The 25,513-nt window shown below is 53.0% G+C and carries 20 protein-coding genes; 10 read left to right on the forward strand and 10 right to left on the reverse strand.

Translation table 11 applies throughout. From position 1 onward, the window contains the following. Positions 1 to 134 precede the first annotated feature (134 nt). The 3 genes from ldtD (at position 135) to LBW88_RS01615 (ending at position 3,355) form a co-directional block, all read left to right on the forward strand. Positions 135 to 1,949, forward strand: coding sequence for a L,D-transpeptidase (ldtD, locus tag LBW88_RS01605; protein WP_224929520.1), 1,815 nt, complete (start codon positions 135 to 137; stop codon positions 1,947 to 1,949). 188 nt (positions 1,950 to 2,137) lie between these two features. Next, complete coding sequence (locus LBW88_RS01610; RefSeq protein ID WP_034820522.1) at positions 2,138 to 2,689, forward strand: YcbK family protein; 552 nt, start codon at positions 2,138 to 2,140, stop codon at positions 2,687 to 2,689. 36 nt (positions 2,690 to 2,725) lie between these two features. Continuing rightward, complete coding sequence (locus LBW88_RS01615; protein ID WP_224929517.1) at positions 2,726 to 3,355, forward strand: MBL fold metallo-hydrolase; 630 nt, start codon at positions 2,726 to 2,728, stop codon at positions 3,353 to 3,355. Between the two features lie 42 nt (positions 3,356 to 3,397). On the opposite strand, the gene LBW88_RS01620 is transcribed toward LBW88_RS01615, so the two are convergent. The 4 genes from LBW88_RS01620 to pncB form a co-directional block, all read right to left on the reverse strand. Continuing rightward, positions 3,398 to 4,588 (reverse strand): amino acid aminotransferase, encoded by a 1,191-nt coding sequence (locus tag LBW88_RS01620; protein ID WP_224929514.1) that lies wholly within the window; start codon positions 4,586 to 4,588, stop codon positions 3,398 to 3,400. Positions 4,589 to 4,787: 199 nt separating this feature from the next. After that, positions 4,788 to 5,897, reverse strand: coding sequence for a porin OmpF (ompF, locus tag LBW88_RS01625; RefSeq protein ID WP_320442525.1), 1,110 nt, complete (start codon positions 5,895 to 5,897; stop codon positions 4,788 to 4,790). 300 nt (positions 5,898 to 6,197) lie between these two features. Continuing rightward, positions 6,198 to 7,598 carry an asparagine--tRNA ligase gene (gene asnS, locus LBW88_RS01630; protein ID WP_224929511.1) on the reverse strand — a complete coding sequence of 467 codons (1,401 nt, stop codon included), beginning with the start codon at positions 7,596 to 7,598 and terminating at the stop codon, positions 6,198 to 6,200. Positions 7,599 to 7,747: 149 nt separating this feature from the next. Next, the gene (gene pncB / locus LBW88_RS01635; protein ID WP_224930308.1) at positions 7,748 to 8,953 is read right to left on the reverse strand and encodes a nicotinate phosphoribosyltransferase; all 1,206 of its coding nucleotides are present in this window, start codon (positions 8,951 to 8,953) and stop codon (positions 7,748 to 7,750) included. Positions 8,954 to 9,197: 244 nt separating this feature from the next. On the opposite strand from pncB, the gene pepN reads away from it, so the two are divergent. Then, the gene (gene pepN / locus LBW88_RS01640; protein WP_224929508.1) at positions 9,198 to 11,813 is read left to right on the forward strand and encodes an aminopeptidase N; all 2,616 of its coding nucleotides are present in this window, start codon (positions 9,198 to 9,200) and stop codon (positions 11,811 to 11,813) included. Between the two features lie 121 nt (positions 11,814 to 11,934). Here the strand turns inward: pepN and ssuB are convergent, their stop codons facing one another. The 5 genes from ssuB to ssuE are packed head-to-tail and all read right to left on the reverse strand — an operon-like array spanning position 11,935 to position 16,200. After that, complete coding sequence (ssuB, locus tag LBW88_RS01645) at positions 11,935 to 12,726, reverse strand: aliphatic sulfonates ABC transporter ATP-binding protein (protein ID WP_224929505.1); 792 nt, start codon at positions 12,724 to 12,726, stop codon at positions 11,935 to 11,937. Further along, on the reverse strand, positions 12,723 to 13,511 hold the full coding sequence (gene ssuC, locus LBW88_RS01650; RefSeq protein ID WP_224929502.1) for an aliphatic sulfonate ABC transporter permease SsuC: 789 nt from the start codon (positions 13,509 to 13,511) through the stop codon (positions 12,723 to 12,725). The genes ssuB and ssuC overlap by 4 nt, the downstream gene beginning before the upstream one ends. A 10-nt stretch (positions 13,512 to 13,521) precedes the next feature. Next, entirely contained in the window at positions 13,522 to 14,667 is a 1,146-nt protein-coding gene (ssuD, locus tag LBW88_RS01655) for an FMNH2-dependent alkanesulfonate monooxygenase (RefSeq protein WP_224929499.1), read from the reverse strand. Positions 14,668 to 14,678: 11 nt separating this feature from the next. Continuing rightward, positions 14,679 to 15,638 carry a sulfonate ABC transporter substrate-binding protein gene (locus tag LBW88_RS01660; RefSeq protein ID WP_224929495.1) on the reverse strand — a complete coding sequence of 320 codons (960 nt, stop codon included), beginning with the start codon at positions 15,636 to 15,638 and terminating at the stop codon, positions 14,679 to 14,681. 10 nt (positions 15,639 to 15,648) lie between these two features. After that, complete coding sequence (gene ssuE, locus LBW88_RS01665; protein ID WP_224929492.1) at positions 15,649 to 16,200, reverse strand: NADPH-dependent FMN reductase; 552 nt, start codon at positions 16,198 to 16,200, stop codon at positions 15,649 to 15,651. Between the two features lie 740 nt (positions 16,201 to 16,940). Between ssuE and LBW88_RS01670 the strand changes: the two genes are divergently transcribed. The 5 genes from LBW88_RS01670 (at position 16,941) to LBW88_RS01690 (ending at position 22,184) form a co-directional block, all read left to right on the forward strand. Then, on the forward strand, positions 16,941 to 17,747 hold the full coding sequence (locus LBW88_RS01670) for a hypothetical protein (protein WP_224929489.1): 807 nt from the start codon (positions 16,941 to 16,943) through the stop codon (positions 17,745 to 17,747). Between the two features lie 95 nt (positions 17,748 to 17,842). Next, positions 17,843 to 19,360, forward strand: a complete 1,518-nt coding sequence (locus tag LBW88_RS01675; protein ID WP_224929486.1) for a lipopolysaccharide biosynthesis protein — start codon at positions 17,843 to 17,845, stop codon at positions 19,358 to 19,360. Between the two features lie 2 nt (positions 19,361 to 19,362). Next, entirely contained in the window at positions 19,363 to 20,370 is a 1,008-nt protein-coding gene (locus LBW88_RS01680; protein ID WP_224929483.1) for a glycosyltransferase family 2 protein, read from the forward strand. Between the two features lie 111 nt (positions 20,371 to 20,481). Next, positions 20,482 to 21,492, forward strand: coding sequence for a quinone-dependent dihydroorotate dehydrogenase (gene pyrD, locus LBW88_RS01685; protein ID WP_224929480.1), 1,011 nt, complete (start codon positions 20,482 to 20,484; stop codon positions 21,490 to 21,492). A 149-nt stretch (positions 21,493 to 21,641) separates the two neighbouring features. Beyond that, on the forward strand, positions 21,642 to 22,184 hold the full coding sequence (locus LBW88_RS01690; RefSeq protein ID WP_224929477.1) for a cell division protein ZapC: 543 nt from the start codon (positions 21,642 to 21,644) through the stop codon (positions 22,182 to 22,184). 4 nt (positions 22,185 to 22,188) lie between these two features. Here the strand turns inward: LBW88_RS01690 and LBW88_RS01695 are convergent, their stop codons facing one another. After that, a complete protein-coding gene (locus tag LBW88_RS01695) occupies positions 22,189 to 23,298 on the reverse strand; it encodes a YcbX family protein (protein ID WP_224929474.1) in 1,110 nt (369 codons plus the stop codon). 97 nt (positions 23,299 to 23,395) lie between these two features. Between LBW88_RS01695 and rlmKL the strand changes: the two genes are divergently transcribed. Next, positions 23,396 to 25,513, forward strand: a complete 2,118-nt coding sequence (rlmKL, locus tag LBW88_RS01700) for a bifunctional 23S rRNA (guanine(2069)-N(7))-methyltransferase RlmK/23S rRNA (guanine(2445)-N(2))-methyltransferase RlmL (RefSeq protein WP_224929471.1) — start codon at positions 23,396 to 23,398, stop codon at positions 25,511 to 25,513.

Below are 25,513 nucleotides of genomic sequence, written 5' to 3' on the forward strand. Positions count from 1 at the left end.
GCGCACCGTTTAATCTGTAAGCGGCATCTGCACACTCAGGCAGATGCCGTTTTTTATTTGTATACTCAACAATAAGAGTAAGGCTGTACACGGCGATAACAGGGCGCGGTGTCTTAGGTGAGAAGGGGGCAGGGATGTGGCTGAATAAAAGAAGCAAAATGAATCGTGCGGTATTCGCACTCAGTGTTTCACTGGTATTGTCGCCGCTGGCCACCAGCCATGCCGCGATTATTGCCGCATTACCCGGAACGTCGCATAGCGCCATGTCTGTGGCGGCGAGTCAGCATCAGATTCAGCAGGCTTTTAGTCCCAGTCAGCAACCTTTCTATTTACCCGGATTAGCCGGCATCTACGCCGCGCGTAATATGGCGCCACTTTGGCAAGATCAGCAAGCGGTGCAGGCTTTCCAGCAGCAGCTGGCAGAAGTCGCGCTCTCTGGCGTACAGCCACAGTTTACCCGCTGGGTCGAATTACTTACTAATCCCGGTGTGACCGGTATGGCGCGCGACATCGTGCTGAGCGATGCCATGCTAGGCTACCTGCAGTTTGTCGCCAATGTGCCGACCCAGGGCGAAACCTGGCTGTACAGTAATGTGCCTTACAAGCTGACGATGCCGGGCGTTGCCGCCATTAACCAGTGGCAGAATGCGGTGAACGGTGGCGGCAGCCGCGCGTTTGTGGTGTCGCTGGCGCCTCAGCATCCGCAATATGCGCCGATGCACAGTGCGCTCAAGGCACTGCTGACCGATAACCGTCCGTGGCCACAGCTGCGCGACAGCGGTACGCTGCGGCCAGGCCAGATCAGCAATGATGTACCTGCGCTCAAAGAGATTTTGCAGCGGACCGGCATGCTGACTGCTGCGACGCACAGCAGCACACCGACCCCAGCTGATGACGCGGTTCCGACGGCACCTGTGCCGGTCAGCCAGAGCAACCAGCCGATTGCAGTAAGCCCGTCGGCTGCCAGCGTCAATGACTTGTCCGCGCAGGCACCTGCGGCAACCGGCAACGTGGTGGCGAGTTCGGCTCCTGCTGGCGACAATGTTTATGATGCCGCGCTGGTGGAAGGGGTCAAACGCTTCCAGCACTGGCAAGGCTTAGCGGATGATGGGGCAATTGGCCCCCGCACGCGTGAGTGGCTAAATGTGTCACCGCAAATGCGAGCGTCGCTACTTGCGCTCAACATCCAGCGCCTGCGTCTGCTGCCGGATGATATGCACAACGGCATCATGGTGAACATTCCCAACTATTCACTCACCTATTACAACAACGGCGCCACCATCCTTTCATCACGGGTGATTGTCGGTCGTCCCGATCGTAAAACCCCACTGATGCGCAGTGCGCTGAATAATGTGGTGCTGAATCCACCGTGGAATGTGCCCACCACGCTGGTGCGCCAGGATATCGTGCCGAAGGTGAAACAAGATCCCGGATATCTGTATAAGCACGGCTATACCTTGCTGTCGGGCTGGAGTGCGGATGCGGAAGTCATCGATCCTTCAATGATCGACTGGCATATGGTTTCGGCAGCCAGTTTCCCGTATCGCATCCGTCAGGCTCCAGGTGCGATGAACTCGTTGGGGCGTTACAAATTTAATATGCCGAGCTCCGATGCCATCTATTTGCACGACACGCCGAACCACGGCCTGTTCCAGCGCGACATCCGCGCACTGAGTTCCGGTTGTGTGCGCGTGAACAAGGCTTCTGAATTGGCCGACCTGCTGCTGCAGGATGTGGGCTGGAATGACAACCGCATCTCCGACACGCTGAAACAGGGCGACACGCGCTACGTGCCGATTCGCCACCGTATCCCGGTGAATCTCTATTATTTAACCGCATGGGTCGCGGCGGATGGACAGCCGCAGTATCGTACAGATATTTACAATTATGATAACCCTGCGCGCTCCGGCAGCCAGGTTCTGTTAAAAGCGGGAAAACTTCTCCTCTAGTCATTGATTTGCCAGTTTTCGCCTCTCCTTGAAAATACCAGGACCCGTCGCAAAATTTCGATTTTGCGCGGGTTTTGGCCATTCTGTGACATGTTGCGGGTTGACTGACTTTAAGGCTGCGGTTACTGTTCGGCCTTGTGTACTTTTTACACATTTTTTTATCGCTTTAGATTAGGTAACCCTGCTACATGGCTAATTTTGATTCTCAACGTCGTCGATTGCTCCTGATTGGAGGCGCAGCAGCAGGTTTGTCTCTGCTTCCTGGTTCAGCGCTGGCTTCGCTTTCCACCTCGCGCCCCCGAGTATTGACGCTTAATAACCTTCACACCGGTGAAACCCTTAAAACGGAGTTTTTTAACGGCAAGAGTTATGACAAGGATGAGTTAGCCCGCTTAAATCACTTTTTCCGCGATTACCGCGCCAATCAGGTGAAACATATCGACCCACACCTGTTTGATCAGCTCTATCGTTTACAGATGGTGCTGAACACCCGCAAACCGGTGCAGCTGATCTCAGGTTACCGCACGCTAGCAACCAACAATATGTTGCGTGAGTCGGGCCCTGGCGTGGCAAAACACAGTTATCACACCAAAGGACAGGCGATGGATTTCCATATCGAGGGAATTTCGTTGAGCAATGTTCGCAAAGCGGCGTTATCTATGCGCGCCGGTGGTGTAGGATATTACCCGCGCAGCAACTTCGTACACATAGATACCGGGCCTGCAAGGCACTGGTCCTGATACCGGCAGCGCTGCGTGTGTCGGTCATGGAGCGCTATGAATTATCACATTATTCCGGTTACGGCCTTTTCTCAAAACTGCTCGGTCATCTGGGATGACGAAACCCAGCAGGCGGCGCTGGTAGATCCCGGCGGTGATGCTGAGACCCTTATTGCCGTATTGGCTGAGCGGGGATTAACCCCTGCGCAAATTCTGCTGACACATGGTCATCTGGATCATGTGGGGGCCGCCGCTGAACTCGCCGCACACTATCAGATTCCCATTGTTGGCCCACATAAGCTGGATGCGTTCTGGCTGGATAATCTGCCGACGCAAAGCCGCATGTTTGGCCTGCCGGAATGTGCGCCACTGGCGCCGGATCGGTGGCTGGAAGAGGGTGAAACGGTTCAGGTTGGGAATGTCACGCTGGAAGTGCTACTTTGCCCTGGCCACACGCCGGGACACATTGTGTTCTTCGATCGTGCGGGACGTTTATTGATATCAGGCGATGTGATTTTCAATGGCGGTGTCGGACGTACCGATTTTCCGCAGGGGAGCCACAGTGATTTAATCGCTGCGATCCACACCAAGCTGTTGCCATTGGGTGATGACGTGACTTTTGTACCGGGCCACGGTCCGATTTCCACCTTGGGTCGCGAACGTATCAGCAATCCTTTCCTGCAATAAAAAATGGGCCGTTAAGGCCCATTTCTCATTCTGCTGGCTGGCTTAGAGCACAGCGACAATTGCTTCACACAGCGCAGACATGTTGTCTGGCGTCATCCCAGCCACGTTCACACGACCGGAATTCACCGCATACACGCCGAACTCGTCACGCATACGCACCACCTGATCTTTGGTCAGGCCGCTAAACGAGAACATGCCATTCTGCTTAATGATAAAGCTAAAGTCCTGTTTCGCGCCTTTCTCCGCCAGGGTGTTCACAAACAGCTGACGCATGCGCTGGATACGCTGACGCATGTCCGTAAGCTCCTGCACCCAGATGGTACGCAGGGCGTCGTTACCGAGGATGGTGGCCACCACAGAGGCGCCGTGCGACGGTGGGTTGGAGTAGTTAGCACGGATGCTGTACTTCACCTGACTAAAGGCGGTTTTTGCCACATCGCTATTGGCGGCAACCAGCGTCAGTGCACCTACGCGCTCGTTGTACAGGCCAAAGTTTTTCGAGTACGAGCTGGCAACAATCAATTCCTGATGCGAGGCCGCGAAAATACGCAGACCTTCAGCATCTTCATCCTGACCGCGTGCGAAGCCCTGATAGGCGAAGTCGAACAGTGGCAGCCAACCTTTTTCCTGGGACAGCTTCGCCAACTGTTGCCACTGGTCTGCTGAAGGATCGACGCCAGTAGGGTTGTGGCAGCAGCCGTGGAACAGAACCACGTCACCGGCTTTGGCTTCCTGCAACGACGCAACCATACCGTCAAAATCCAGGCTGTGATTGGCCGCATCGTAGTACTGGTAATCACAGACTTCCAGACCCGCAGCGTTGAATACATTTTTGTGGTTCGGCCAGCTTGGATTGCTCACCCACACGCGCTTCACATTGGTCTGCGTCGCGAGGAAATCCGCGGCGACGCGCAGTGCACCGGTGCCACCTGGGGTTTGTGCTGTGCACGCGCGGCCCGCTGAAATTAGCGCGCTCTCTTTGCCGAACAGCAATTCCTGAGTGCAGCGAGCAAAATCGGCCAGGCCATCAATGCTCAGATAATTTTTGGTGGTTTCATTTTCCAGCAGATACTGCTCAGCTTTTTTAACACTGGTGAGCACCGGCGTTTTACCGGTTTCGTCTTTATAGACACCAATGCCAAGGTTGATTTTATTCGGGCGGTCGTCGGCGCGAAACAGGTCAGCCAGTCCCAGAATAGGATCGGCGGGTGCGGCAGAGATCGATTCAAACATGAGTCAGTTCCGTTTGGGTGAACTTTAGCAAAATGAGCTATCAGGGTAACGTCAGATGATACGCTTGCCAACCGCTGACATAAAAAAGAAATAAGCCGCGTGTATTAAGTAATGGCGCTAATTGAGAGGCCGATCACTGAAACGCAAAACGGAGCCCGAAGGCTCCGTTTTTAGGCAATACACATATCTAATCGGGTGATTAGAACTGGTATACCAGACCAACAGCAACTACGTCATCGGTAGCCAGACCCAGTGGGTTGTTGTCATCCAACTGGTTGATTTTGTAGTCAACGTAGGTAGCCATGTTTTTGTTGAAGTAGTAGGTTGCGCCCACATCGATGTATTTAACCAGGTCAGCATCGCCGATACCTTCGATGTCTTTGCCTTTAGACTGGACATAAGCGATGGATGGACGAAGACCGAAGTCGAACTGGTACTGAGCTACAAGTTCGAAGTTCTGTGCTTTGTTAGCGAAAGCTGACAGGTCACCAGAGCTGATTGGAGTTGAGTTACGGGTTTCGCCGTACATTGCAGCCAGGTAAATGTTGTTAGCATCATACTTCAGAGCGGTCGCCCAGTTTTCAGCGCGTTTACCTGCACCAACACCTGTGCCTACATTGGTTGAAGTGTCAGTATCACGTACTGTTCCAGCAGCCTGGTCGTTAGTACGATCGCTGCTGCTATAAGCTGCTGCGAAGCCTACACCAATTGGAGAGGTGTAAGAGGTAGACAGGCCATAGCCGTCACCATTTGCACGACGAATGTCAGAGCGGTCATTTTTGCCCTGATACTGTACTGCGAAGTTCCAACCGTCAACCAGACCGAAGAAGTTGGTGTTACGGTAAGTCAGCAGACCGGTGCTACGACCGTTCATGAAGTTATCTGAGTAACCAGAGTCACCACCGAATTCTGGCAGAACGTCAGTCCAGCCAATTGCGTCGTATACAACGCCGTAGTTACGACCGTAGTCGATTGAACCCGCATCGCCGAATTTCAGACCCGCGAAGCCCAGACGGGTTTTGTTACCGTCTTGCGCGTCAGAACCTTCAGAGTTGTTTGCCTGAACGTTGTATTCCCACTGGCCGTAACCGGTCAACTGGTCGTTAATCTGGGTTTCACCCTTGAAGCCGAAGCGAACATAAGTCTGGTCGCCATCGCTACCAGCATCATCAGAGAAGTAATGCAGACCAACAGCTTTACCGTACAGATCCAGTTTGTTGCCGTCTTTGTTATAGATTTCTGCTGCGTTTGCTGCGCCTGCAGCTAACAGAGCAGGGATAACCACTGCAAGAATGTTGCGCTTCATCATTTTTTATTACCCTCATTGGAGTTATTTGGACATCTGCCACTGCCGTCAAGAAACCTTTACGGGAACCTTGAAAGAAGTTTGATGTCTCCTGTGTCTGCACGCATCTTTCCATCACAGGGTTGCTATTTCTAGCCCGAAAATGATTCAAATCTCGCAATTACGTATCAAAAAGCAATTATGTATTACAATTTGTAAAATATCGGGAACTTTGTGAGAGAACTCTAAATTTACAAAAATAAAAAAAGGCCGGCTATGCCGACCTCGTTATATATATGAATTACTTATATTTAATCGCGAATTTTAGAAATTAGCGTTACGTGGAGTACGTGGGAAGGGGATAACATCCCTTACATTTTGTACGCCGGTGACATAGGCGATTAATCGTTCGAAACCTAATCCGAAGCCAGCATGTGGAACGGTGCCGTAACGACGCAGGTCACGATACCACCAGTAATCTTCTTTATTCAGACCCATTTCAGCCAGACGCGCATCCAGGACATCCAGACGCTCTTCACGCTGTGAACCACCGATGATTTCACCAATGCCAGGCGCCAGTACGTCCATCGCCGCCACAGTTTTGCCATCTTCGTTCATGCGCATATAGAACGCTTTGATGTCTTTCGGATAGTTCTTCACCACCACCGGCGCTTTAAAGTGTTTCTCAGCCAGATAACGTTCGTGCTCCGATGAGAGATCAACGCCCCATGACACTGGGTTCTCAAATGTTTGACCGCTTTTCAGCAGAATATCGACCGCATCGGTGTAGTCCACCTGCGCGAAATCGGTAGTGACAAAACGTTCTAAGCGCGCAATCGCATCTTTGTCTACGCGTTCAGCAAAGAATGCCATATCGTCAGCACGCTCTTCGAGTACCGCTTTGAACACATACTTTAGCATCGCCTCAGCCAGTGCAGCCGCATCGTCAAGGTCGGCGAAGGCAACTTCCGGCTCCAGCATCCAGAATTCCGCTAAGTGACGGCTGGTATTAGAGTTTTCAGCACGGAAGGTCGGGCCGAAGGTATAAACTTTTGACAACGCACAGGCGTAAGTTTCGGCGTTCAACTGACCCGAAACGGTCAGGAAGGCTTCTTTACCAAAGAAGTCTTTGTCGTAATCCACTTTACCCTGTGGATCGCGCGGCAGGTTTTCCATGTCCAGCGTAGAGACGCGGAACATCTCGCCCGCGCCTTCCGTATCGGAAGCGGTGATCAGCGGGGTGGAAACCCAGAAGTAACCATTCTCGTGGAAGAAGCGATGCAGCGCCTGTGCCAGAGTATGACGTGTACGCGCCACGGCACCGACCAGGTTGGTGCGCGGACGCAGGTGCGCCACTTCACGCAGGTATTCAATGCTATGGCGTTTTGCCGCCATCGGATAGGTATCAGGATCGTCCACCCAGCCCGTGACTTCCACGTTGGTTGCCTGCAATTCGAATGCCTGGCCTTCTCCCGGTGATTCCACCACTTTACCGGTGACAATCACTGAACAGCCGGTGGTCAGACGCAGTACTTCATCCTGATAATTATTCAGAGAATTATTGACGACGGCCTGAACGGGATTAAAGCAGGAACCGTCATAAACGGCGATAAAGGAAAGACCGGCTTTGGAATCTCTTCGGGTACGCACCCAACCACGTACGGTGACTTCGCTGTCAACCGCGACACGGCCGTGCAGTACATCCGCTACAGGCACTACGCTCATAAATATCTCTCTATATATAGAAGTGGATAAAAGCCCCATTTCGGGGTTTTGCTATGTTACTTGCGAGCCATCAGGAAACAAGCAATTTTGCAGGGGAAAAGGGGAGATTTGTTGGGAAAGTGCAGGGTGCGAACACCCTGCATCAAGGATTAACTGGCTCTTTTAACCAGCGGCAGGTCGAATGCCTTGCGTAGGGCGCGCACGAAGGCTTTGTCCTGACAGATGGTTTTACCCGGACTGTCCGACAGTTTCGCCACCGGTTTGCCATTGCAGCTCACCAGTTTTATCACGATATTAAGTGGCGTTACGCCAGGAATGTCGCAGGTCAGGCGCGTGCCAATGCCGAATACCACGTTAGCGCGTTGGCCGAAGTGGCGATACAGTGCCAGCGCCTTATCCAGATTGAGGTTGTCTGAGAACACCAGCGTTTTGCTTTTGGGATCAATATCCAGGCGCTGATAGTGCGCAATCGCCTTTTCACCCCATTCCACCGGATCCCCCGAATCATGGCGCAACCCCTGATAGCGGTGAGCGAAGCCCGGACCAAAATCGCGCAGGAAGGCATCCATGGTGATGCAGTCTGTCAACGCGATACCGAGTTGATCATCATACTCATCCAGCCAAGATTGCAGCGCCGCGCGTTGGCTATTCGCCAGCACCGGGCTGATTTGTTGATGCGCCTGGAACCATTCGTGTGCCTGAGTGCCCACCGGGTTCAGCTGTAAGCGCCGCGCCAAATCGTAGTTACTGGTGCCCACCAGCCACGGAAACTCCGCTTTAAGGGTGGCAACAATCGTCTCCTGCACAGTTTTGGAGTAACGACGACGCGTGCCGAAATCCATCAGCTGGAAGCGTGACATATCGAGATCGCCAACCTGCTCACGGAATGCCACCAGCTTTTGCTGCAGATGGGTCACGGCTTGCTCGACGCCGACATCCGGAGTGCGATGGCGATGCACCACTTCACTGATCAGCGCCAGCAGCGGCACTTCCCACAAAATTACTTCGCGCCAGGGTCCGCTGATCTGCAGGGTCAGACGGCCATTATCATTGCGCACCTTGACCTGAGAGGGATCAAAGCGGAATTGGCGCAGCCAGTTGAGGTAATCGGATTCAAAGAAAGGTAAGCCGCTGAGATAGTGATATTCGTTGTCGCTCAGGGCAAGGGAAGGCAGCGTATCGAGTTGCGCACGAATCTCATCGGCATACTGGCCGAGCAATTCATCGCCGCGACAGCGAAATTCTGCCGTAACCGGGACATCGTAATAACGATGATAAACGGCCTGCTGCATGTGAAGCTTATACGCATCGGTATCAAGCAGCGTGGTCAAAATCGGGGAAGCATGTCCAGTCATGGTGCGTTTCAGCATCCTCTTCCGCGGAGCAGAGCCCGGTGTCAACAAAGTCATAAAGACGCAGGAGTATAAAACAGTAATGTCCACGATCACACCATAATTGCGGGTGGCAGGTCGAGGGTCATTTGTGCCATTGTTAATGAATTGTAGCCTTTTGCACGATGGCACGCATTGTGCGTGGCAACGAAGGCACAACCCGCTTAGACTTTGACGGGTCAACATATTAACGATGCGAGAAGGACTTATGACGCAACAGCCGCAAATCAAATATCGCCACGACTACCGTGCGCCGGATTACACCATCACCGATATCGACCTGACTTTTGACCTCGATGCTGCCAGCACGCGCGTGACGGCGGTAAGCCAGGTGAAGCGTCTCGGTGCTGCGGATGCCGAACTGCGTCTGGATGGCGAAGACCTCACGCTGGTCTCGCTGGCGGTGGATGGCCATCCGTGGTCACATTATCGTGAAGAAGAGGGCGCGCTGGTCATTAGCCAACTGCCTGACAACTTTACCCTGACCATTATTAATGACATCCATCCGGATACCAACACCGCGCTGGAAGGGTTGTACAAGTCGGGTGATGCGCTCTGTACGCAGTGTGAAGCCGAAGGCTTCCGCCATATCACCTGGTATCTGGATCGCCCGGACGTGCTGGCGCGCTTTACCACCACCATTATTGCTGACGCAGCGCAATATCCGTTCCTGCTCTCCAACGGTAACAATCTAGAGAGCGGTTCTCATGAAGATGGCCGTCACTGGGTGAAGTGGCAGGATCCGTTCCCGAAACCCTGCTACCTGTTTGCGCTGGTAGCAGGTGATTTCGACGTGCTGCGCGACAGCTTTACCACCCGTTCCGGTCGTGATGTGGCGCTGGAGATCTTCGTCGATCGTGGCAATCTCGATCGTGCCGACTGGGCGATGACCTCGCTGAAAGCCAGTATGAAGTGGGATGAAGAGCGTTTTAACCTCGAATACGATCTCGACATCTTTATGATCGTCGCGGTGGATTTCTTCAACATGGGCGCGATGGAGAACAAAGGACTTAACGTCTTTAACTCCAAATATGTGCTGGCCAAAGCCGAAACCGCTACCGATAAAGATTATCTCGGCATTGAGGCGGTGATTGGTCACGAGTACTTCCATAACTGGACCGGTAACCGCGTCACCTGCCGCGACTGGTTCCAGCTCAGCCTGAAAGAGGGCTTAACCGTGTTCCGCGACCAGGAGTTCAGCTCTGACCTCGGCTCGCGTGCGGTTAACCGCATCGACAACGTACGCGTGATGCGCGGCGCGCAGTTTGCCGAAGATGCCAGCCCAATGGCGCACCCGATCCGCCCGGATCAGGTGATCGAGATGAACAACTTCTACACCCTGACCGTTTATGAAAAGGGTTCTGAAGTGATTCGCATGTTGCATACCCTACTCGGTGAAGCCAATTTCCAGAAAGGCATGCAGCTCTACTTCGAGCGTCATGATGGCAGCGCAGCCACCTGTGACGATTTTGTGCAGGCAATGGAAGATGCCTCCAACGTTGATTTGTCACAGTTCCGTCGCTGGTACAGCCAGGCGGGTACGCCCGTAATCACCGTGCGCGATGACTACAATCCGGAGCTGGAGCAGTATACGCTGCACGTCACTCAGCACACCCCGCCAACTTCTGAACAGAAAGAGAAGTTGCCGCTGCATATCCCACTGGATATCGAGCTGTATGACAATGAAGGCAAGGTGATTCCGCTGCAGCACAACGGCCATCCTGTGCATCACGTGCTGAATATCACAGAAGAGTTCCAGACCTTTATTTTCGACAATGTCCATTTCCAGCCGGTGCCTTCGCTGCTGCGTGAATTCTCGGCGCCGGTGAAGCTTGACTATAAATGGAGCGATGCACAGCTCACCTTCCTGATGCGCCACGCCCGTAACGATTTCTCCCGTTGGGATGCCGCGCAAAGTCTGCTGGCGACCTACATCCGTCTGAACGTCGCGCGCCATCAGCAGGGGCAACCGCTGTCGCTGCCGTTGCACGTAGCGGATGCCTTCCGCGCGGTGTTGCTGGAAGAGCAGGGCGATCCGGCGTTAACCGCGCTGATTTTGTCGCTGCCTGGCGAGAATGAAATCGCGGAGCTGTTCGAGGTCATCGATCCACAGGCGATTTCCGCCGTACGCGCGGCACTGGTGCACGCGCTGGCAACCGAACTGAGTGATGAACTGTATGCGGTGTATCTGGCGAATCAGAGTCACGAATACAAGGTTGAGCATGCGGAGATCGGCAAGCGTGCATTGAAAAATGTCTGCCTGAGCTATCTGGCGTTCGCCGATGTGGAGCAAGCGGATAAACTGGTGCAGGCACAGTATCATCATTCCAACAACATGACGGATGCGCTGGCCGCGCTCTCGGCAGCCGTGGCAGCGCAGTTGCCGTGCCGTGAAGCCTTGCTGGCCGCCTATGATGAGCGCTGGCATCAGGATGGTCTGGTGATGGATAAATGGTTTGTGTTGCAGGCCACCAGCCCGGCGGACAATGCGCTGAGCAAAGTGCGTGAACTGCTCAACCACCGTTCCTTTACCATGGGCAACCCGAACCGTATCCGCTCGCTAATTGGAGCATTTGCTGCAGGTAATCCTGCGGCGTTTCACGCCAAAGATGGCAGCGGCTATCAGTTCCTGGTGGAGATGTTGACCGATCTCAACACGCGTAATCCGCAAGTGGCGGCGCGCATGATCGAGCCACTGATTCGTCTGAAACGTTACGATGCCGATCGGCAGGCGTTGATGCGCAAGGCGCTGGAAACCCTGAAAGGGCTGGATAAGCTGTCGGGCGATCTGTACGAGAAGATCACCAAAGCGTTGAACGCCTGATAAGGTAAAAGCCGCATCACGATGATGCGGCTTTTTTATTGAACTCGCTGCCACTTCCTCTGGTTGCCCGGAGTGACAGTGGCAATATCGACTTCGACTTCGACTTCGACTTCGACTTCGATTAACGCTGCTTGGCGAATTTCAGCGGCTGCTCTGTCGCACTGCGCTTCATCACGCGATCCAATACTTCCGCCTCTAACTCCGCCAGACGCGCCGATCCGCGCCGACGTGGTCGCGCAAGATCCACGGTTAAATCCAGCCCGATTTGTCCCTCTTCAATCAGCAACACGCGATCGGCCATCGCCACCGCTTCACTGACATCGTGAGTGACCAGCAGCACCGTGAAGTTATGCTGCTGCCATAACGATTCAATCAGCCCCTGCATCTCAATACGCGTCAGTGCATCCAATGCGCCCAGAGGTTCATCCAGCAGCAACAAACCGGGACGATGAATCAACGCGCGGGCGAGCGCCACACGCTGCTTTTGCCCACCCGACAAAGCAGCAGGCCACTCATTGGCGCGATCGGCTAAACCGACCGCCTCCAGAGCTTCCAGCGCGGCAGCACGCCATTCACGACCTTTCAAACCCAGGCCAACGTTATCGATAACTTTTTTCCACGGCAGCAGACGCGCATCCTGGAACATTAAACGCGTGTCTTCGCGGGCTTGCGCTAACGGCGCAGTGCCTGCCAGCAACTCTCCACGCGAAGTAGATTCCAGTCCCGCCAGCAGGCGCAGCAGGGTACTTTTACCGCATCCGCTGCGACCTACCACGGCAACAAACTGCCCGGCCGGGATATGCAGATTGATATTATTGAGGATGGTACGGTCGCCATACTGTTTGTTGACGCCGTTAACACCGACCGGGGTGCCGCTGTTCAGACGCGACGGGCTCAAAGTTGCGTTGCTCATGCGTTCTCCTTTAATTGATAAGCCGGATGCCAGCGCAGCCATACGCGCTCCAGCAGTTGAGCGGCGACATCAGCCAGTTTGCCGAGCAGCGCATAGAGAATGATGGCGACCACCACCACATCGGTTTGCAGAAATTCACGAGCGTTCATCGCCAGATAACCAATGCCGGAGTTGGCCGAGATGGTTTCAGCCACAATCAGCGTCAGCCACATCAGGCCGAGGGCAAAGCGCACGCCCACCATGATCGAAGGCAGCGCACCTGGCAGAATCACCTGAATAAACAGACTCCAGCCAGAAAGGCCATAGCTGCGCGCCATCTCCACCAATCCACGGTCAATATTGCGGATGCCGTGATAGGTGTTGAGGTAAATCGGGAATAAGGTGCCGAGTGCCACCAGGAAAATCTTGGCCGACTCATCAATGCCGAACCACAGAATCACCAGCGGGATCAGTGCCAGATGCGGCACGTTGCGCAGCATCTGCACCGAAGTATCCAGCAGGCGTTCTCCCACACGTGAGGTGCCGGTGATCAAGCCGAGCACCAGACCGATCGATCCGCCAATGGCAAAACCAATCGCCGCGCGCCAGCCACTGATGGCGAGGTTTTGCCACAGTTCGCCACTCACCGTCAGTTTCCAAAAGGTAATGATGATGTTTTCGGGTGACGGCAGAATACGCGTTGAAAGCCAACCCATCTGTGAAGCCAGTTGCCACACGGCAACCAGTAGCACCGGTAAAGCCCAGGGCAGCAGGGCATTACTCAGCTGTTTTTGAAACTTTGCCATCCTGAACTCCTTAACTCTGTGACACTTTTTGCGGCGTGAAATCGTTCGCTACCGCTTCACCGTGCGCTTGCACCACGCGAGGCTTGGGTACTTCAGGAATAGCCAAATCGAGATGCGGGAACAGCAGTTCGCCCACACGATAGGCTTCTTCAAGATGCGGGTAGCCTGAAAGAATAAAGGTCTCGATTCCGAGGTCGCTGTACTCCTGCATACGCGCCGCTACGGTTGGACCATCGCCCACCAGTGCCGTACCGGCACCACCACGTACCAGGCCAACGCCCGCCCACAAGTTCGGGCTGATCTCAAGCTTGTCACGGCGGCCACCGTGCAGCGCGGCCATGCGTTGTTGTCCAACGGAATCGGTACGGGCAAAGGCTGCCTGCGCTTTGGCAATGGTGGCATCATCAAGATGGGCAATCAGTCGATCGGCGGCCTGCCATGCTTCGGCATTGGTTTCGCGCACAATCACGTGCAGACGAATGCCGAAACGCACTTTACGGCCCTGTGCCGCCGCTTTAGCGCGCACTTTTTCAATCTTCTCTTTGACTAACGCTGGCGGTTCGCCCCAGGTGAGATAAACATCGACCTGTTCAGCAGCGAGATCCTGCGCGGCATCCGATGAACCACCAAACCACAGCGGTGGGCGTGGCTGTTGCACCGGTTTAAACATCAAACGCGCACCACGCACTTTGACGTGCTTACCGTCGTAATCCACGGTTTCGCCTTCAGTGACGCGACGCCACACCCGGGTGAACTCCGCTGATTCTTCATAACGCTCGCGATGATCGAGGAACACGCCATCACCCGCTAATTCTTCAGGATCGCCACCGGTCACCAGGTTAAACAGAGCGCGCCCGTTGGAGAGACGATCCAGCGTTGCGGCCTGACGCGCTGCCTGCGTAGGTGAGATTACACCCGGACGCAGCGCCACCAGAAAGCGCAAACGCTGTGTCACCGGAATCAGTGACGCCGCCACCAGCCAGGCATCTTCGCAGGAGCGGCCAGTGGGGATCAGTACGCCGCCGAAGCCAAGGCGATCGGCTGCCTGTGCAATTTGCTGCAGATAACCGTGATCGACGGGACGTGAACCTTCGGCGGTGCCAAGATAGTGCCCATCACCGTGGGTTGGGAGAAACCAGAATACGGATACGCTCATGATTGAATTCCTTAAGGCTGGGCGGACTGTGGATGCCAGATGCGGTCAGTGATATTCACTTTTACCGGCATCAAATGATTGGCATAAAACAGATCGGCCGTTTGCTGTTGGGCCTGCGCGGTGTGTGCGCTGACCGGCGTAATGGTGGTGGGTGGACGATGGTCGAGATAGCTGGCAATCACCGGCTTAGGTAAGCCCATCGCCTGCGCTAACAGATCAATACTTTGGTCGCGTTGACTATGAGTGAGCGCATCGGCATCACTAAAGGTCTGCAACACTTGCTGGACAAACGGGCCATGGGCTTCGGCATATTTGCGCGTGGCTAAATAGAATGAGCCGGTTTGATTGAGTTTGCTGCCATCGACCAGTACGCGCACGTTGCCTTGCAACAGTGCGGCAGAGTAATAGGGGTCCCAAATCGCCCAGGCATCGACATCGCCCTGCTGGAAAGCGGCTCGCGCATCGGCAGGAGTCAGATAAGTGGGTTGAATGTCTTTAAAGCTCAGACCCGCCTGCTCCAGCGCGCGCAGCAGCAAGTTGTGTGAACTGGAGCCTTTCTGAAAGGCCACTTTATGGCCTTTCAAATCCGCCACGCTGTGAATCGGGCTGTCTTTAGACACCAGAATTACCTCAGCCTGAGGTTTCGGTGGCTCGGAACCGACATACAACAGATCCGCGCCAGCGGCCTGCGCAAACAGCGGCGGGATATCACCGGTGCTGCCCAAATCAATGCTGTCGACATTCAGCGCTTCCAGCATTTGCGGTCCCGCTGGGAATTCAATCCATTTGATCTGCGTATGCGGGAAACGCTGTTTCAGCATCTGGTGAGATTTCGCTAACACCATGCTCACCGATCCTTTTTGATAACCCACACGCAGCTGAGCCGGGGCATCAGCGGAAACGGCGTTGGCACTCAGGGCAAATAGCGCAGCAAAGGCTGGCAGCAGTAAACCCGTAAACATCCTTTTCATGATTCTTCCTTTATACCGCTTGTGCGTAAGGTTGATGGCGACGATGCAGTGCGTGCCAGAATGTCTCCAGCGCGTCATCAATGCGTTCGGCCAGTTGTTGATCCAGCTCTGGCTGGCGGTCGTAATTCAGTATTTGCGTGTCGGTAGCAAACACGCCATGCAGCACTTCCTGCGCTTTGAGCGCATTCAGTACCGGCTTGAGCGCGTAATCCACTGCCAGTAAATGGGATGCACTGCCGCCGCTGGCCAGGGGGAGCACAACTTTGTGTTCCAGGGCGCGCTCAGGCAGTAAATCAAGCAGGGTTTTCAATGCACCGGAAAATGACGCTTTATAGATGGGTGTGGCGACAATCAGGCCATCCGCCAGCGTTAAGTCGGCTTTTAAGGCGGCCAGTGCTGGCGAATCGAAACGGGCATAAAGCAGATCTTCAGGTTGGAAGTTATGAATATTCCACGGAATTACCTCAACACCGCGTGCTTCCAGCGCGTGCTGGCACAGGCTCAGCAGCGCAGTAGAGCGTGATGGGTAGCGAGGGCTGCCCGCCAGCGTAATAACTCGCATGGTCACTCCTTATAACTGAAAGTTATTGATTATCTGATATTGAGAACTGATGTGTTCAATACTGGCAGAGCACGCGAGCGGGCATAAATGATTTATCTGGCAAACTTAAGCCGAAAAATGGGATTGGTTGGAGCGATATACAAAGGAGAAAGGAATGCGATTTTCAGGCTAAGGATAATCTGAAAACCCATCGAGTTTAATGATTATCACTTAAGCACGGGTGTGAGTATCACGTAGGGGAATGATTAATTTGCATGAAGTTTCATATTAATAAAGTTTTAGGGACAAACAATCTTAAAGTGAATGAATGATTTTTACCCATTCGGCACTGGTTTTTCATCTATGAATGAAAGAGTAGAGAGGGGGAGGACAGGCTACAATGAACTCGTTAAACTTTTGTCTGTTTATGCCTGGCTTAAAACTCTGCTAAAAAATGGATTAATGAATGATCAATTGTTTCCAAAAGCGTGTAAACATTTAAAATAAGACATGCCTTGTATCTGTATCTGCAAAGAAAAGTTATCTTTAATTTTATTTTCTTCGCGTTAATCCAGAAAGTTTAAACAATTCAGATAAGGATGATGTCGTGAAGGCCATCAAAAAATGAATTCCCTGCCTTCAGCCTGTTTATAATCTGTTGAGTTTAATTACGCTAAAACCTTCATTAGCCTGTCTGCTATTTTTCCTGAGCACTTCACTGTGAAAGGTTCAGGTTTTCATCTTTAATTGGGGATTAAAATATGGAACGCTTTTCTCAGAATCAGTATGTTTCTGGCTCAGTCATGCGCGCGGAACATCAAAAACGACTGCCATCGGAATTACCCTTTCGCTGCTATTGGCTCCAGTCTGTCAACGCCTCTCACCGCTTTGAACTGGTCAATACCGACCCCGGCGCGTTTGAAAAATTGAATGAGGATGACTTCTTACTTTTTGCACCCGCCGGATTTACGCCTGCAGCGGCACTGTTGCTGGAGGTCGCTAAATGCAGTGATCAACGGCCTGAATTGAACTGTTTTATCCAGCCTTTATCCTCTCAGCACCTCATCACCACGGGGCTGCAGTCCTCGTTACAGCTATTTCAGCAGTTACAGGCCGGGCAGCAGTGGTGTCAACATTATGTCATCATCATTCGCGTGGCACTTATCTCTGCTGCAGTGCCTTTACAGCGTGTTCAGGATGTGATGCTTGCTGGGTTGATTAATACGGAATCAGTCTGGGTGCTGGATGCATTAAACAGCGGCAGTGAGAGTACGGAGAGTACCGCGTTAACCTATCAACAGTTTATGCAAGAGTATGAAAAGCTAACCCGAATGACCCACTATCTGCCGGAAAGAAATCATTATCGGAAAAGCTATTTAAGGGGCGGGTTATTGAACCTGATTCAGCAGGATTTGAAACAAGCTGATAAACTCTCTGATAATGTTCGGCACGCCATTCACTATTTTTCTGAGCAGTTTCCCGCGCAGGGTGTCATGGAAAAACTTATGTTGAAACAACCGGACATCTATTTCAATCTGATGAAAGTCAGAAAAACCTCTGTTGCATGAGACCAAAGTGAGTTTTAAGAATTAGTCCCGTGTGCGCCGGGATTTTTTTATGCCACGCTAATTCTCCTTGAGAAAAAACTGACACCAAAACACTTATGTCGATTAAACGTAACGCGATTGCCAACTATGTTGGCCAAATCTATCTGACGCTGTCAGGTATTTTGGTGGTACCACTTTATATTCAACATTTAGGAATGGAAGCTTACGGGTTGGTCGGCTTCTTTTCTATTTTATTGACGTGGTTACAACTGCTGGATGCTGGCGTGTCCACTACATTGATGCGTGAAGCTGCGCGCTATCGTGCCAATCAAGCGGAATTTGTCTGGTTTCCGGCGCTGTTTGCCACGCTGACACGATTCTTTTTGATCTCAACACTGATCCTGGTGGTATTGGGTTGGATTGCCACGCCGTGGATTGCTGCGCATTGGCTGAATGCGCAACATCTGCCGGCCAACGATGTAGTGATCGCGGTCGGCATCATGGTCATCACGGCGGCCATCCGCTGGCGTACCAGTCCCTATCGCAGCGTGATTGTCGGCTTCGAACATCAGGTCTGGCTGAATGGCGTCAACCTGATCATCACCACCTTGCGTACTTTTGGCGCCGTGGTGGTGATTCAGTTTTTCCCTAATCCCGTACTGACCTTTTTTATCTGGCAATTATTGGTATCGATTGCCGAAGCGGCATGCTGTATCTACAAATCCTGCCAGTTGGTTCCGCGTTCTGCGCGCAAGGAGAAGCGTGACGACCTCAAGGGTGTGCTGCGGCCCTTTATTCGTTTTGCGCTCAGTGCAGCCTATTCCAGTGCTGTCTGGACCTTTATTTCGCAGATTGACCGACTGGTGCTGTCTAAAACCCTGCCGCTAAGCCAATACGGTTCTTTCACCGTGGTGGCGACAGCGGCAACCGGCATTCTGTTATTGAGTAGCCCGATCATGCAGGCGATTGTGCCGCGCATGACCGGCATGAAAACCCGTAATGAAGGCGATGGAGAAGCGCTGAAACTTTATCGCTATACCACTCAGGCGGTCGCAATCTTTATGGCGCCGCTCAGTATCACCATTGCCTGTTATGCCGGACCGCTGCTTTGGGCATGGACCGAGAAAACCCAGATTGTTGATGAAATGTCATTCGTGCTCAGTCTCTATGCGCTGGGCAGTGGCATTCAGGCGATCTGTGGTCTGCTGTATCACCTGCAATACATCAACGGCAATCTCAAATTGCACATGCAAGGCTTCAGCGCGTTCGCGTTGATTCTGGTGCCGCTCAACATCTGGTGCGCGTTGCACTATGGCGCACTGGGCACGGGATGGCTGTGGCTGGGGCAAAACATCTTCTATTTAGTGGGCTGGGCATGGCTGGTGCATCGCCGTTTCGCGCCCGGTCTTCATTTTACCTGGCTCACGCGTGATGTGATGTTGATTTGGGCGACATCTGCGCTTATTGCCTGGTTAAGCACCTTCCTGCCCATCGACTGGAATCAAAATCGTTGGGTCAATCTGCTGTGGTTGGGCCTGATTGGCGCTATCAATCTTGGCGTGTGCTGTTTGCTGCATAGCCTGGTGATAAAACGCCTGCGCTTGCCGTTATTCAATGTTGAGGAAAGAGGATGAGAATGCTGACATCTCGCCGCGTGCCAACCGTTTCAGTGATTGTGCCAAACTGGAACTGTGCTCCATGGCTACCTGAGGCCATGGGTTCACTGTTACGTCAATCATCGCCACCCGAAGAGATCATCATCATTGATGACGGCTCCAGTGATGACAGTGTGGCCTGGCTGACCGCCTTCGCTGCAGCGCATCCGCAGGTCACACTGCTGAGCGGTGAACGTGGAGGCGTCAGCGCGGCGCGTATGAAAGGTCTGGCTGCTGCCACCGGTGATTTTGTCTATTTTATGGATGCGGATGATTTCGTTTCGACCGAACTGTTTGCTGATTTCCGGCGCGTACAAGCACGGCATCAGGAGATTGACCTGTTTTGTTTTGGCGCGAAGATGTTCCTCGATCTGCCGGTCGCGCAACGCCAATATCAGCGTATCCACCAACGTCACGTCAGTGGTTTATTGCCCGGAGGCAGGGCAAGTCTGCACATTTTGCTGCAACACCAGTCGGCACATCGAGTGGTATGGAGCTCAATAATGTCGCGACGTTTGATCGATCAGCTAGCATTGCAGTTTCTTCCTATTCAGAACCACGAAGATGCGCCCTGGATGTTTGCGCTTTACATGGCCGCCCGCCAAATTTATTGCACCAGTCAAAGCTACTATTACAAGCGCTTTATGCTCAGTTCACTGTCACAGAGCACGCGTGACTTTTCGTGGGTCAAAAACTATTTTATCGCACGGCAAAGCAGCGAACAGTTTTTACGCGACCAGCAGCAACCCGTTGATGAGTTGCTGCTGGATGATTACTACCAGACAGTGATGAAGGGCTGCCTGGCGCAAATCCGCAAAAATCACATGACGGTGCCCAACGAATGGCAGGTTCCGGTAAATCAAGTCGTACGTAAGATGCTGCAGCAGGATTCGCGTCTGAAACTGTTATGGTACTGCCCGTCGATATACCTCGGATTGCAGAATTTTCGTGAACAGGTTGGACGCTATTCTGCTCGTCGCCGACCGTGATCAATTCTCCCGCTGCTGATTAAATTTACTTTTGCGCCAGAGGCCTTTACCATTCTGGCGCACAAATTTCCGTGCACCCGACGTCTTCGCTTCCGCCATTCAGGAGAGTGCATGTTATATCCTATCGTCCGGCCGGCGCTGTTTAAGCTCGATCCAGAGCGTGCGCACGAACTCACCTTTCAACAATTACGTTTTATCAGCGGAACGCCGCTGGAAGGACTGATTCGCCAGTCGCTGCCGTCACGCCCGGTGACCTGCATGGGATTGACTTTCCCTAACGCGCTGGGGCTTGCTGCAGGCCTCGATAAAAACGCAGAGTGCATTGATGCCTTTAGTGCGATGGGCTTCGGTTTCGTGGAAGTGGGTACGGTGACACCACGAGCACAGCCTGGCAATGATAAGCCGCGCATGTTCCGTCTGGTGGAAGCGGAAGGGATTATTAATCGCATGGGCTTTAATAATCACGGCGTCGATCACTTAGTCGAGAACGTTAAAAAAGCGCGTTTCAAAGGTATCCTTGGTATCAATATTGGCAAAAATAAAGATACCCCAGTGGAGCAGGGCAAAGACGATTATCTGATTTGCATGGATAAGGTGTATGCCCATGCCGGATATATCGCCATCAATATTTCATCGCCAAACACCCCAGGATTACGCACGCTGCAATATGGCGAAGCACTGGACGATCTGCTTTCGGCGATCAAATTAAAACAAAAAGAGCTGCAGGAACGGCACCTTAAATATGTGCCGGTCGCTGTGAAGATCGCGCCGGATCTTTCTGAAGAGGAATTGATCCAGGTTGCCGACAGTTTAGTGCGCCATGAAATTGATGGTGTCATTGCCACCAATACCACACTTGATCGTGATTTAGTCGCCGGACTTAAATATGCCGACGAGATGGGAGGATTAAGTGGTCGTCCAGTGCAGTCACGCAGCACCGAAGTGATTCGCCGCTTGTCGCAAGAGCTGCAGGGTCGCTTACCGATTATTGGCGTCGGTGGCATTGATTCACTGGTTTCCGCCCGTGAAAAAATGGCCGCAGGGGCAACATTAGTGCAGATATACTCCGGCTTTATTTATAAAGGCCCAGGTTTAATTAAAGATATCGTGACCCATATCTAAGACATTTCCCACTTTCCCGTGCCGGGGGGTTTATTTATCCCTTCGGCTCGTTTATATTTTGTCCTGCTGATGCATTTTTCAGCTTTTCCTTAGAGCTTTATTTTTTCATTGAGCGCCATTTAGCGCAGCGTTTAACCACAGGGCACATCATGAAAATCAAACCTGATGATAACTGGCGTTGGTATTTTGACGCAGAGCACGATCGTATGATGCTGGATTTGGCCGATGGCATGCTATTTCGTTCGCGCTTCTCGCGTAAAATGCTGACACCGGATGCCTTTAATGTCAGCGGGTTTTGCGTCGATGACGCCGCACTTTATTTTACCTTTGAAGAGCGTTGCCGACAGAGTGGATTAAAAGGCGACCAGCGCGCCGAATTAGTATTAAACGCATTAGTGGCGAGTCGTTTTTTAAAACCGCTGATGCCGAAAAGCTGGCATTTCACCAGCCATGCCCAAAGCTGGCAACCTACCTCAGGCGATATGGTGGCCGTGACGCTGGCCGATAGCGGCGAGCAGGCGCAATTGCTGGTGGTCGAGAGCGGTGAAAATGCGGCACTGTGTCTGCTGGCACAAAATGCATTATCGGTAGCCGGTAAAGGCATGCAGTTAGGCGACGCGATTAAGATCATGAACGATCGTTTACGACCGCAGCAGCAGGAACAAAACGCCCACTTTGCGCGGGCGGTTTAACCGTTTAAGCCAGAACAATATCGCCTGCTGGAATACAGCTACAACTGAGAATGGTGCCGTCCGCACGCACTGCGCTTTGTTTTAATGGCTTCACTTCGCCCGATACCAGCGTCATCTTACAGCTGCCGCAAATCCCTGCACGACATGAGTAGGGAATGCGATACCCCTGCATCTCCAGTTGTTCCAGTAGCACATTCTGGTTGTCGCCGGTAAATTCACTGCCCTGATAACCGATGGTCACTTCGGCCTGTTGGCTGGCCGCCGGTTTGAGGGTTTCCACCACCACGCCCGGTCCGTAAGCTCGCGGCGTCTGACGTTCCATAACCGTGAGCTCATCGCCTACACGGATCACGCCGCTGTTGCGGGCGATCAGATTTAGACCGAAATCGATATCTCCGCTACCGTCCTGACCGCTGCGGAAACGTTGTAACGTAGACAGTGGTTCACCTTCGGGATGTTTGCGACCGCTTTCGGTGCCAACAGTGGTAAACACGCAGCGGCTGCAGGGCTTGGGCATATCAAAAACAATCTCGCCGATTTTGATCTGCTTCCAACTATCTTCATCCCACGCCGGCGCGCCGCTGACCACCAGGTTGGGGCGGAATTGCTCAACGCGTACGCTGGCTGGGCAACGCTGCTGCAGATCCTGCAGTGATGACATATTTACCAGCAGGAAGGGAAATCCATCGGCGAAACTCAGTGATACCTTATCAAATCGTTTTACCCGGCGCGTAGGGGCAAGCCCGGTCCAGCGTAATTGCACTGGACGCGGAAAGAATTCGCTCAGCCAATCATTAATTTCTGCCGGAGCAATGTGTGAGGTGAAATGATTACCCCAAACTTCAGTGGGTGACTGCTGTGCTGTGAAATCGCTGAAGCGAATTAATGCCTGGCTGCCATCAGGGGCATTCAAAAATAAGCCATCAGGCAACAGCGCGGGGGTGAAACGAACCATTTCCGGGTACTGCCGCGCAGTAATAAAAGTGCCGTCCAGTTCAGTCACCATAAAGATACGATCAAACGCCAGACCACTCTCCAGCACCTGTGCATGAGACAGTTGCAAACCCCGCATGGATTTGACCGGATGTATATAGAGGCGAGAAAGCGTAATCATCGAAACTCCATCAGGACAAAAAGAAGCTAACTTTATGACATAGGACGCTGATTCGCTATAATGCGCAACAATTTTAGCAAGAGTAAAAAGTGACGATATGAATTCTCTGTTTGCCAGTACGGCGCGTGGGCTCGAAGAGCTGTTAAAAACTGAGCTGGACGCGCTGGGTGCGCAGGATTTGCAGGTGGTGCAGGGCGGCGTCCACTTCCGAGCCGATGACCGTGTCATGTACCAAAGCCTGCTGTGGAGCCGACTGGCTTCGCGTATTTTGCTGCCGCTGGGAGAATTTGGCGTCTGGAGCGATCTCGATCTGTATGTGGGTGCGCAAAGCATTCCCTGGACTGAGATGTTCGACAGCAATACCAGCTTTGCTATCCACTTTAGCGGCACCAATGAGGTGATCCGTAACAGCCAGTTCGGCGCGTTGCGTATTAAAGATGCGATCGTTGACAGCTTCACGCGTCAAAATCTCGAGCGTCCAAGCGTTGATCGCGAACAGCCGGGAATTCGCGTTAATGCGTGGCTGAATAAAGATCGTGTGAGTATTGCGCTGGATCTGAGTGGCGATGCACTGCATCAGCGCGGCTACCGTCAGCAAACGGGTCAGGCACCGCTGAAGGAAACGCTGGCTGCAGCGATTGTGATGCGTTCAGGCTGGCAGAGCAGCACACCATTGGTCGATCCGATGTGCGGTTCGGGTACGCTGTTGCTGGAAGCGGCACTGATCGCCTGCGATCGCGCGCCGGGCCTGTTGCGTACGCACTGGGGCTTTAACCGCTGGAAGAACCATAATCAAGCGGTGTGGCAAGAAGTACATGGCGAAGCGAAAGAGCGTGCGCGTGTGGGCACCGCTGCCGCAACGGCTCGTTTCTATGGATACGACAATGACAGCCGCGTGCTGGAATCCGCGCGTGCCAATGCGCGTCGTGCTGGCGTGTTCGAATTGTTCACCTTCGCCCAGCAGGATGTGATTAAGCTGAAGAACCCGCTGGCGGGGCAGGAGATCACCGGCACCGTGCTGAGCAACCCGCCTTACGGCGAACGTCTTGAAAGCGAACCGGCGTTGATTGCGTTGCACAGCCTGCTGGGACGCATCATGAAGCAGCAGTTCGGCGGCTGGAATCTTTCGCTGTTCAGTGCTTCACCGGAACTGCTGAGCTGCCTGCAATTGCGCGCCGATCGCCAGTTCAAAGCCAAAAACGGCCCATTGGAATGTGTGCAGAAAAACTATCAGCTGGCGGCGACCAGTGGTGAAGGTAGCGCGCAGATTGCCGAAGACTTTGCCAACCGTCTGCGCAAAAACATCAAAAAGCTGGAAAAGTGGGCGAAGCAATCCAACATTGAATGCTATCGCCTGTATGATGCCGACCTGCCAGAATACAACGTCGCGGTAGACCGCTACGGCGATTGGGTGGTGATTCAGGAGTATGCACCACCAAAAACAGTGGATGCTAATAAAGCGCGTCAGCGTCTGTTCGATGTGATCAGCGCCACCCTGAGCGTGCTGGAGATCCCGGCCAATCGCCTGGTGATGAAAACCCGCGAGCGCCAGAAAGGCAAAAATCAGTATCAGAAGCTGGGCGAGAAGGGCGACTTCTTCGAAGTACAGGAGTTTGACGCACGTCTGCTGGTGAATCTGACCGATTATCTCGACACCGGTTTGTTCCTTGATCACCGTCTGGCGCGTCAGATGCTGGGCAAAATGAGCGCTGGCAAAGACTTCCTCAACCTGTTTGCTTACACCGGCACCGCCAGTGTGCACGCGGGATTAGGCGGCGCGAAAACCACCACCACCGTGGATATGTCTCGTACCTATCTGGAATGGGCCGAGCGTAACCTGCGTCTTAACGGTCTGACCGGACGTCAGCATCGACTGATGCACGCTGATTGCCTGAGCTGGCTGCGTGACAGTGACGAACAATTTGATTTGATCTTCATCGATCCGCCGACGTTCTCGAACTCCAAACGTATGGAAGACGATTTCGACGTGCAGCGTGACCATATGATGCTGATGCAGAACCTGAAACGTCTGCTGCGTCGTGGTGGCACCATTATGTTCTCGAATAACAAGCGCGGCTTCAAAATGGACCTCGACGGCTTAGCCGGTCTGGGTCTGCAGGCGCAGGAAATTACCCAAAAAACGTTGTCGCAAGATTTCGCACGCAACCGTCAAATTCACAACTGCTGGCTGGTTAGCCACGCCGGTAAGGAATAA

Source organism: Pantoea sp. alder81 (assembly GCF_020179835.1).
Taxonomy (GTDB): Bacteria; Pseudomonadota; Gammaproteobacteria; order Enterobacterales; family Enterobacteriaceae; genus Pantoea.

Coding starts and splice junctions, on each gene's coding strand:
- pepN (WP_224929508.1), top strand. CDS start 9,198: ATGACGCAACAGCCGCAAATCAAATATCGCCACGACTACCGTGCGCCG.
- LBW88_RS01675 (WP_224929486.1), top strand. CDS start 17,843: ATGTCGATTAAACGTAACGCGATTGCCAACTATGTTGGCCAAATCTAT.
- LBW88_RS01615 (WP_224929517.1), top strand. CDS start 2,726: ATGAATTATCACATTATTCCGGTTACGGCCTTTTCTCAAAACTGCTCG.
- asnS (WP_224929511.1), bottom strand. CDS start 7,598: ATGAGCGTAGTGCCTGTAGCGGATGTACTGCACGGCCGTGTCGCGGTT.
- LBW88_RS01610 (WP_034820522.1), top strand. CDS start 2,138: ATGGCTAATTTTGATTCTCAACGTCGTCGATTGCTCCTGATTGGAGGC.
- pncB (WP_224930308.1), bottom strand. CDS start 8,953: ATGACTGGACATGCTTCCCCGATTTTGACCACGCTGCTTGATACCGAT.
- rlmKL (WP_224929471.1), top strand. CDS start 23,396: ATGAATTCTCTGTTTGCCAGTACGGCGCGTGGGCTCGAAGAGCTGTTA.
- LBW88_RS01690 (WP_224929477.1), top strand. CDS start 21,642: ATGAAAATCAAACCTGATGATAACTGGCGTTGGTATTTTGACGCAGAG.
- LBW88_RS01670 (WP_224929489.1), top strand. CDS start 16,941: ATGGAACGCTTTTCTCAGAATCAGTATGTTTCTGGCTCAGTCATGCGC.
- ldtD (WP_224929520.1), top strand. CDS start 135: ATGTGGCTGAATAAAAGAAGCAAAATGAATCGTGCGGTATTCGCACTC.
- ssuE (WP_224929492.1), bottom strand. CDS start 16,200: ATGCGAGTTATTACGCTGGCGGGCAGCCCTCGCTACCCATCACGCTCT.
- LBW88_RS01695 (WP_224929474.1), bottom strand. CDS start 23,298: ATGATTACGCTTTCTCGCCTCTATATACATCCGGTCAAATCCATGCGG.
- LBW88_RS01660 (WP_224929495.1), bottom strand. CDS start 15,638: ATGAAAAGGATGTTTACGGGTTTACTGCTGCCAGCCTTTGCTGCGCTA.
- ompF (WP_320442525.1), bottom strand. CDS start 5,897: ATGATGAAGCGCAACATTCTTGCAGTGGTTATCCCTGCTCTGTTAGCT.
- ssuB (WP_224929505.1), bottom strand. CDS start 12,726: ATGAGCAACGCAACTTTGAGCCCGTCGCGTCTGAACAGCGGCACCCCG.
- ssuD (WP_224929499.1), bottom strand. CDS start 14,667: ATGAGCGTATCCGTATTCTGGTTTCTCCCAACCCACGGTGATGGGCAC.
- LBW88_RS01680 (WP_224929483.1), top strand. CDS start 19,363: ATGCTGACATCTCGCCGCGTGCCAACCGTTTCAGTGATTGTGCCAAAC.
- ssuC (WP_224929502.1), bottom strand. CDS start 13,511: ATGGCAAAGTTTCAAAAACAGCTGAGTAATGCCCTGCTGCCCTGGGCT.
- pyrD (WP_224929480.1), top strand. CDS start 20,482: ATGTTATATCCTATCGTCCGGCCGGCGCTGTTTAAGCTCGATCCAGAG.
- LBW88_RS01620 (WP_224929514.1), bottom strand. CDS start 4,588: ATGTTTGAATCGATCTCTGCCGCACCCGCCGATCCTATTCTGGGACTG.